Annotated in this window: 9 protein-coding genes; 3 read left to right on the forward strand and 6 right to left on the reverse strand. The window is 38.5% G+C overall.

Annotated features, from left to right (window positions below):
* Window positions 1–64 precede the first annotated feature (64 nt).
* Window positions 65–901 carry an aldo/keto reductase gene (locus tag V7124_RS08255; RefSeq protein WP_335487932.1) on the reverse strand — a complete coding sequence of 279 codons (837 nt, stop codon included), beginning with the start codon at window positions 899–901 and terminating at the stop codon, window positions 65–67.
* A gap of 87 nt (window positions 902–988) precedes the next feature.
* The gene (locus tag V7124_RS08260) at window positions 989–1,639 is read right to left on the reverse strand and encodes a bifunctional 4-hydroxy-2-oxoglutarate aldolase/2-dehydro-3-deoxy-phosphogluconate aldolase (RefSeq protein ID WP_335412631.1); all 651 of its coding nucleotides are present in this window, start codon (window positions 1,637–1,639) and stop codon (window positions 989–991) included.
* A gap of 183 nt (window positions 1,640–1,822) precedes the next feature.
* Between V7124_RS08260 and V7124_RS08265 the strand changes: the two genes are divergently transcribed.
* On the forward strand, window positions 1,823–2,575 hold the full coding sequence (locus V7124_RS08265; RefSeq protein WP_335487950.1) for an IclR family transcriptional regulator: 753 nt from the start codon (window positions 1,823–1,825) through the stop codon (window positions 2,573–2,575).
* A 351-nt stretch (window positions 2,576–2,926) separates the two neighbouring features.
* Here the strand turns inward: V7124_RS08265 and V7124_RS08270 are convergent, their stop codons facing one another.
* The 4 genes from V7124_RS08270 to kduI form a co-directional block, all read right to left on the reverse strand.
* The gene (locus tag V7124_RS08270; protein WP_335487935.1) at window positions 2,927–3,877 is read right to left on the reverse strand and encodes a sugar kinase; all 951 of its coding nucleotides are present in this window, start codon (window positions 3,875–3,877) and stop codon (window positions 2,927–2,929) included.
* 70 nt (window positions 3,878–3,947) lie between these two features.
* The gene (gene kdgT / locus V7124_RS08275; RefSeq protein WP_335412635.1) at window positions 3,948–4,940 is read right to left on the reverse strand and encodes a 2-keto-3-deoxygluconate transporter; all 993 of its coding nucleotides are present in this window, start codon (window positions 4,938–4,940) and stop codon (window positions 3,948–3,950) included.
* A gap of 28 nt (window positions 4,941–4,968) precedes the next feature.
* A complete protein-coding gene (locus V7124_RS08280; protein ID WP_335487938.1) occupies window positions 4,969–5,424 on the reverse strand; it encodes a YhcH/YjgK/YiaL family protein in 456 nt (151 codons plus the stop codon).
* A 46-nt stretch (window positions 5,425–5,470) separates the two neighbouring features.
* The gene (kduI, locus tag V7124_RS08285; protein ID WP_335487941.1) at window positions 5,471–6,301 is read right to left on the reverse strand and encodes a 5-dehydro-4-deoxy-D-glucuronate isomerase; all 831 of its coding nucleotides are present in this window, start codon (window positions 6,299–6,301) and stop codon (window positions 5,471–5,473) included.
* A 441-nt stretch (window positions 6,302–6,742) separates the two neighbouring features.
* Here kduI and V7124_RS08290 point away from each other — a divergent pair, with 441 nt between their 5' ends.
* Window positions 6,743–7,663, forward strand: a complete 921-nt coding sequence (locus tag V7124_RS08290; RefSeq protein ID WP_335487944.1) for a dihydrodipicolinate synthase family protein — start codon at window positions 6,743–6,745, stop codon at window positions 7,661–7,663.
* Window positions 7,664–7,797: 134 nt separating this feature from the next.
* Window positions 7,798–8,562, forward strand: a complete 765-nt coding sequence (locus V7124_RS08295) for an IclR family transcriptional regulator (RefSeq protein ID WP_335487947.1) — start codon at window positions 7,798–7,800, stop codon at window positions 8,560–8,562.
* Window positions 8,563–8,689 lie beyond the last annotated feature (127 nt).

An 8,689-nucleotide genomic window follows, 5' to 3' on the forward strand; every position in this document is an offset into this window, starting at 1 on the left:
AGCACGTGGAGAAAAACGAATCGTTTTTCTCCACGTGCTTTTATTTTTGCAAATAGCTTCTCAATTAGAACCCTACTCTCATAATATCCGGATTGGATCCTGAGCGGCTGTCTTGGTTAAGTCCATCAATTTTTGCCATTTCTTCTGCGGTTAGTTCAAAGTCAAAAACATTACTGTTTTCGATGATGCGAGTTTCTTTAATCGACTTTGGAATGGTAACCACGCCATGTTGCAGATCCCAGCGCAGGATTACTTGAGCAACGGTTTTGTTGTGCTTAGCCGCAATATCTTCGAGAACTGGATCGTTTAAAAGTTCTCCTTTTTTTAGTGGCGACCACGCTTCTAATTGAATTCCTTCTTTTTTACAATAATCGCGAAGTTCATTTTGAGTTAAATGTGGGTGGAATTCCACTTGGTTGACCATTGGTTTAATTTCAGCATCTCTAATCAAATCCTCTAAATGATGAACATGGAAGTTACTGACACCAATAGCACGGACGCGACCGTCTTTGTAAAGCTTCTCGATAGCCTTCCACGTTTCATTATACTTATCAACACCTGGCCAGTGAATTAAATAAAGATCCAAATATTGTAGTCCTAACTTGTTAAGGCTTGTTTCAAACGCTTTTAATGTAGTTTCATATCCTTGGTCGGTGTTCCATACCTTTGATGTAATAAACAAATCCTCACGAGGAACATCGGATTCACGAATCGCCTGCCCCACACCTTCTTCATTTTCATATACCGCAGCAGTATCGATACTGATGTATCCATTTCGAATAGCCGCTTTAACGGACTGAATAACCTCGTCCCCGTCATTAACTTTAAAAACTCCTAAACCTAACCACGGCATTTTCACGCCATTCGCTAATGTAACAGTATCTTTCAAACTTGTTGGCATAGATGACCCCTCCTATAATAGAACTAATATTGATTATGACTGTCTTCACTTTGAATGTATGAAAAGTGACTAAATTATAAGAACCTGCTACAACGAACTTCTTGCTTCTTGAACTTTAGCAACATATTGTTTTGCAAATTCAGTAATTTGGTCAAAATCTCCAGTTTTCGCTGGTGCTACTAAATTGCCGCCTACACCAACAGCCACGCATCCATTTTTAATCCATTTTCCAACATTATCTAAATCTACTCCTCCAGTTGGCATAATGTTTGCTTGTGGCAGTGGGGCCTTAACAGCCTTTACAAAATCAGGACCATATACACTTCCAGGGAACAATTTAACTACATCTACTCCCATTTCCAATGCACGTTTGATTTCCGTAATAGTCATACATCCTGGCATATAAGGGATTTGATAGAGATTACACAGTTTGGCAGTTTCCTCATCAAATACAGGGCTGACAACAAACTCCGCCCCTGCTAAAATAGCAATTCTTGCTGTCGTCACATCAAGCACTGTTCCTGCCCCAATAACGACATTATTATTATTCTGATAATGGGATGACAACTCTTTAATTACTTGATCTGCACCATCTACAGTAAATGTAACTTCAATACCATAAACGCCCCCATTTACACATGCTTCGGAAATTTTAAAAGCCTCTTCCTTTGAATCTGCCCTAACAACGGCAACAACACCACATTCAACAATTTTCGTTAAAATATTTACTTTTTTCATTATGTACCAGCTCCGTAGTCAATTTTAAAGTTATTTTCAGATAATATTATTTTCATTTTCTTAAATTTACAATAGTTTGTATTAATGGTACCATATAGTAGAACGCTGTTTCAAAATAAATGTTTCACCATCTATTACTTAACTCATTAAAGGAGGTAGATTACCCTGTCTAATGTTCAATCAATTGAAAGGGCTTTAACGATTTTAAATAAACTCTCTGAATATCCAGATGGCCTCCAGATTGCTAGACTATCTGAACAGGTGGGACTAACCAAAAGTACCACTCATAGACTGCTAGCGACTTTATCCAATATGAATTATGTTACCCAAGACGAGGAAACAGATAAGTATAAACTTGGATTACAAATCCTTTTCCTTTCTAGAAACCTTTTAAATAACTCGAACATTGTGTCGACTGCAAAACCTTTTCTCCAAAAATTATCACAAGAAGTTAAGGAAACTGTCCATTTATGCATCGAAGATCAAGGAGAAATTGTTTACATTGATAAAATTGAAAGTGATCGATCGATTCAAATGTATTCAAGAATTGGAAGCCGGGCTCCCATGCATAGTACAGCCGTAGGAAAAATTCTCCTATCTGATAAGAGCCAAAAGGATTTTGAAAAGCTGCTCTCACAGATGAAATTCGTTCGCAGGACCCCCACGACCATCACTACTAAAGAAGAATTTGTCAAAGAAATTGAAAAGGTAAAGGTACAGGGATACGCTTTAGACAATATCGAAAATGAAGGCGTCATTCGCTGTATTGCATCTCCTATCTTTGATCATAAAGGAAAAATCATTGCCAGCTTTAGTATTTCCGGACCAAGCAATCGAGTGACCATGGAATACATTGAAAGTACATTAATTGATAAAGTTAGAGAGTATACGATAGATGTTTCAAGAAACCTTGGATATACAGGTTTTCGAAGCTAAGAGGTATTTCATTCATTGAGTGAATGCCTTTTTAATTTTCTAAAGGCTGCCTTAAACTTGGCTGTTGATTTGCGCTACATGCGCTACGCTTTCCGCGGGCTCGCCGTGAGCCTCCTCGGTCATTCCGACCTGCGGGGTCTCACTCTGCTCGTACATCCCGCAGGACTTTGAATTTTCATCCTTGAGTTTGCCCACGCACGAAGAAAATGCGATAGCATTTTCGAGGAGTCGAGCGCCTTTCGCTCCAATCAACAGGTTCCAAAATCAAAAGTATCCTTTAAAACAGCCTTTCTAAAAAACAAAAAGCAAAAGTAAAGAAAACGAGAATATAGTTTTCTTTACCTTTGACAATTAAATAATAGGCTGTGATTTTTTCATATAGGTTTCTAACCCATTTCGATCTGGTAATCCGTCATTATCTCCAGGTGACATTACCGCAAGTGCTCCAATCGCAGTACCACGTCTTACCGCTTCTTTCAATGATAATCCTTCTAGGACAGCGCTCACTACACCAACAGCAAATCCATCACCAGCACCGACAGTGTCGACAACTTCTTTTACAGGGAAACCTTCTGTGTAGAATTGTTCCCCTTCTGAGCTTGTAAACGCACCTTTAGCCCCGAGTTTAATGACAACGGTTTTGACTCCAGCAGCATGATAGTATTCAGCAATCTCTTGAACATCCTCTAGACCTGTTAACAGTTGGGCCTCAGATATACCAGGGAAAATAATGTCAGCCTGACACGCAAGGTCGTTAATGACTCGCACCATTTCTTGTTTATCTGACCAAAGGCCTGGGCGCAAATTAGGATCGTAGGAAATTTGCACTCCTTTTTCCCTTGCTTGTTTCATCAATTCATAAACCATTTCCCTGCAGCCAGCAGACAATGCAGGTGGAATGCCTGTCAAATGGATATGGTCAAAGCCATCCCAATTTAAATTAGCAATTGTTTCTAAATTCATATGCGATGCAGCGGAATTTTTGCGTGCTGAGAATACTTCCGGATCCCCGCTTGAAACCTTTTGCTTCCACTGCATACCAGTAACATAGCCTGGTTCATATGAGACATTGGTCGTATCAATCGCATTCTGCTGAAGAAATTTTTCTATATACTTACCAAATGGGTCATTTCCCAATTGTGTAATATAGGTAACCGGATGTCCTAAACGCGACATGCCAATTGAAAAATTAACCTCAGCTCCTGCAACAAAACGACTAAATTGTTCAACTTCTTCCAATGATCCCTCTTGCTCTGCAACAAAAAGTGCCATCGGTTCACCAACAGTAAGAATTTTACTCACGATGTTCTTATCCTCCTTTTTAAAGAGAAGGAGACATAACCTCTTGCATATGTCTCCATTGATTTAAATATTAGGCCGATGCTTTTGTATCTTGCTGCACACCTGATACATTGCCCTTCTTTTGCTGCCATTTATACCAATAAGCAGTCAAAATAGGTACTAAGATTGCAGTTACTACTACTGACGTTGCCACCAATGCGGTAGCAGATTGAGCGGCAGTAAGAAATTCCGGTTTCATTTCGGCAATTAGCATTGGGTTGGCAACTGCCGCACCAGCTGTACTTGATGCTGCTAGTCCTGCTGTACCATTACCTTTTCCGATATATTTATCTGCAAGGATTAATGGAATACCAGTAATGACGATAACTAAAAGACCTAGTAAAATCCCACCCAGACCTGTTTTTCCAATAACAGCTAAATCAATTGTGTTACCTAAAGCAAAACCGAAGAATGGAATCATTGTTTCAGTAGCTCTGCTGAAGAATTCACGTAATTCACTATCAAGATTACCAAGAGCAAATCCAATTACAAATGGAAGAACTGCACCAATAAATAATTGTGGTTCAAAAACTGCTGCTCCCGTACTACCTAAAATTAACATGGTAACTAGTGGACCAGATTCAAGGGACGTTAATACAAATGCACCAGCTTCTTCTTTTGTACCGTATTGTGTCATAATCGAAGCATAAAGACCACCATTGGTCATGTCCATTGCAGCTACGAGAGCCAGAACGGAATATCCGGCAAATAAACCAGACGAGATGCCATCATGCGGTAAAAATTGCATCGCAACAATTCCAACTACCCATGCAACCAAAACTTTTGTTACTACAATCGTTCCAGACTTTCTTAAAACCGTACCTGATGCTTTAATATTGATACTTGCACCCATACAGAAAAACCATACCGCTAAAATTGGAACTGTACCGGAGATCAATCCATTGGTAAATCCTCCGAAATACGGACCTGCTCCAGGAGTAAACGTATGGACAAGGGCTCCTAATAATAATGGAACCAGCATGATTCCCCCTGGGATTTTTCTAACCGACTTCAAAATGTTCATGATGAACTACTTCCTTTCAATGTTGGATTTATAATTTTACTTTAAGGACCACTTTTCGAACCTTTTGTTTTTCACCGGCGATAATTCCGGTCATATGTGAATCTTCAGGGAAGCAAATCATCACATCACCAGGAGTCATTGTGACAGTGGAATCGACGTTGCCTTCAAAAAAGATGGCATCCTTCACTTCGTCGTATTCCTCTTTTACCTTCTGATGGTCAATATGATCAACAGCTATAGCTTCCTTGCCTTCTAAAATATAATGCACATCTAAATATTTCTGATGAGCTTCCCAAAAACACTCTTCTGCATTTTTGGTTTCATATTCATTTAAGAAGAAGAACAAATTCTCATCGAGTTCATGACGACCAGCAGAATACGGAGAAAAATCTGTTTCTTTTAAGAGATTTAACCCTGCTTGAAATTTTGCAGCTACCACATGGGTTTCTATTAGGTCATTTAATTTACCTTTAATCAACACCATCAGCCCTTCCCATTCGTTATCTTGCTAGCGTGCCAAACGGATACTTTTATCGTAATTGATCCATCGTAACGGCATCCATATCGTTATATGTTTTATTTTCTCCTGCCATTGCCCAAATGAAGGTGTAATTACTTGTAGCGCTTCCACAGTGGATGGACCATGGCGGTGAAATAACAGCTTGTTCATTCTTCATAACAAGATGGCGGGTTTCGGTTGGCTCACCCATTAAATGGAACATTCTAGCATTTTCATCTAAATCAATATAAAGATAGACTTCGGATCTGCGGTTATGTGTATGAGTCGGCATTGAATTCCAAACACTTCCAGCATTTAACTGAGTTAATCCCATTACTACTTGGCAGCTTTGGATTCCTTCTAGATGGATCATTCGTCGAATTACACGATCATTTGCATTTTCTACTGTTCCTAATCTTTCTCCTTCAATATCTTTAAACGCTACAAGCTGCGTTGGATACTCTTTATGAGCAGGTGCAGAGTATAAATAATACTTAGCAGGATTTTCAACTGATTCACTAGCAAATAGTAATTCTTGTTTACCTAAACCGATATACAAGCAATCTTTATTTTCCATTACATACTGCTCACCATCAACCGTAATGGAGCCTGTACCGCCGACGTTAAAAATTCCCACTTCTCTTCTTTCTAAAAAGTATGTAGACTTAATTTCATCATATCCTTTTAGAGAAATCGCTTCTGATACTGGTGTGATGCCCCCAATAATTGCACGGTCCTCCATTGTACAAGTAAGCTTAATTTCTCCCGGTACAAATAACTCTTCAACCAGATAGTGCTTGCGAAGTTCCTCTGTAGTAAACGTTTTCGCATGATCCGGATGGGTTGAGTATCTTATTTCCATTATGAACTTCTCCTTTTAATTCATCTTAAAATAATCGTTACAATAAAACGGTTACAATCTTCGTAATACTTAGCTGTTCAATAAGTATTACTTAACACTTGTAAGATGACGGAATATATAATCATAATTTCTGAAATGGACAACTTTTTTTGTACTTCACCACTTTTCAATAATTTAGAGATACATATTGAAAACGTTCCATATCGTGGAACGCTGTTCCATATTTTTATTATAACGCTTACACAAATCAATTACTAGTAAAAAATATCAAAAAAAATAAATTTTAGAATTCTTTGTCAAAAAAACTCGAAATTTCGACAAAAATATTAAGCAAAATATTTATTAAACCTCGTTCACAGTGGTTAAAAACATGATAAGATAAATGTAGTTCTATATATAAAACCTAGGTTTTATATAATAAACCAAAAAGGAGAATGTCAGATGGCTTCTAAATTTCATGGTGTAATCCCACCCGTACCTACAATTTTGTTTAAAGAGGGTAAGTTAGATGAAAAAGGGATGGGTAATCTAATTGATTTTCTCATTGAGTCAAAAGTTGACGGATTATTCTTTTTAGGATCAGGCGGAGAGTTCGGCCAAATGCCGGTTGAGTTACGAAAAGAAGTGGCTGAATTTACTACTCGCTATGTAAATGGACGTGTCCCCGTTTTAATTGGTACAGGATCACCGAGCACAAACGAAACAGTTTCATTAAGCCTACATGCAAAAAGCATTGGTGCTGATGCAGTAGTAGTTGTTAATCCTTATTACTATAAGCTGACAGAAGATAGTCTTTTCCAACATTATGCCGAAATTGCTGAGAATGTCGACCTGCCGATTATTATCTATAACTATCCAGAATTAACAGGACAAGATTTATCAGCTGATTTCGTGTTAAAACTTGTTAAAAAGTATCCGAATATTGTTGGTATTAAGGATACTGTTCTCGCTGTGGGACACACTAGAGAATTAATCCAAGTGATTAAGTCCGAAAAACCAGACTTTGCCGTGTTTGCCGGTTATGATGAGCACCTTTTAAATACATTGGCTCTCGGTGGTGATGGTTCGATACCTTTAACAGCTTCCTTTGCACCAGAAATCTCAGTAGGCATATACCAATCATTTAAACAAGGAGACTATGCCAAAGCGATTGAGCAACACCAAAAACTAGCATCCCTACTTCCTTTATACAAGCTCGATTCACCTTTTATGAATGTGGTAAAAGAAGCAATTCGCTTACGTGGAATTGACATTTCTACTGAGGTTTTAGCTCCAGTTCGTTCAGTCAGTTCAGAAAAACTTGAACGGGTTAAAAGCATTTTAGAAGAGCATTCCCTTATTGTTCCTCAACATCAATCATAAGTGTGCGGGGCTGTTCAGTGCTTAATGCATCTGAACAGCTATTTTTATGCCAATTTAATTTTCACATTACATGTTATCCACCCATTTCATTTATAATAGAAGCAATACACTTAAAACTTGAAAAAGGTGATCGTTTGTCAGAGAAATATTGGGTTCCCGCTATTGAAAGAACCAATCTCGTTATTGGATTAATTGCAAAGGAACCAGGTAAGTACAGATTAATAGACCTTTCAAAGGCCTTGAATATTAATAAAAGTACAATGTTTTCGCTGTTAAATACATTGGAAACGCTGGGGTGGATTATAAAAGACCATGGGGATACATATACATTAGGTCCCACTTTAGGAGGGTATAGTGCCGCTTATTTTCGCAAATTCAATCTCTTAGAATTATTTCATAAAGAAGCAGCTAAATCGGTTAAGGTAATCGATGAAACGATTCAGATGGGTACCTTGCAAGGAACTAATATTGTTTATTTAGCAAAACAAGAAAATGATTCCCGCGTCCGCCTTATGTCGGACCCAGGCATGCAACTTCCTGCACATGCAACCGCTATTGGAAAAATCCAATTAACGCAATATAGCTATGACGAGTTTCAGAAACTGTATGCAAATAAGGATTTAGAACAGTGCACACCTTATACAGTAAAAGAAAAGGAAGTACTTTGGCAGCATATCGAAGCGGCCAAAGTGGCCGGCTACACTTGCGAAGAACAAGAAGCCGCCCTTGGATTCAACTGTGTCGCTGCCCCAATCTACAACCATGAAAACAAACTCATCTACGGAATAAGTTTCACCATGATGGAAAATAACTGGGAAACAAAAAAACAAAAAGCCATCGAAGAAATAATCGACCTAGCCGCCCGCCTATCTACGCTCGCTGGCCATGTTTCTAGATAAGTTTTTATGGTGCCTTTTTATGGTGCCTGTCACCGCCCATGAACAAATCACCCATTTTGTCCACGTGGGGCGGACAGTTTGTTTTCTGGAGCTCTATTTTTAATTAAAAGGGGATTATGGCTTTGGG

It is taken from the genome of Neobacillus niacini (genome assembly GCF_036961885.1).
Classification (GTDB): domain Bacteria; phylum Bacillota; class Bacilli; order Bacillales; family Cytobacillaceae; genus Neobacillus; species Neobacillus niacini_H.

Coding starts and splice junctions, on each gene's coding strand:
- kduI (WP_335487941.1), bottom strand. CDS start 6,301: ATGGAAATAAGATACTCAACCCATCCGGATCATGCGAAAACGTTTACT.
- V7124_RS08280 (WP_335487938.1), bottom strand. CDS start 5,424: ATGGTGTTGATTAAAGGTAAATTAAATGACCTAATAGAAACCCATGTG.
- kdgT (WP_335412635.1), bottom strand. CDS start 4,940: ATGAACATTTTGAAGTCGGTTAGAAAAATCCCAGGGGGAATCATGCTG.
- V7124_RS08260 (WP_335412631.1), bottom strand. CDS start 1,639: ATGAAAAAAGTAAATATTTTAACGAAAATTGTTGAATGTGGTGTTGTT.
- V7124_RS08290 (WP_335487944.1), top strand. CDS start 6,743: ATGGCTTCTAAATTTCATGGTGTAATCCCACCCGTACCTACAATTTTG.
- V7124_RS08255 (WP_335487932.1), bottom strand. CDS start 901: ATGCCAACAAGTTTGAAAGATACTGTTACATTAGCGAATGGCGTGAAA.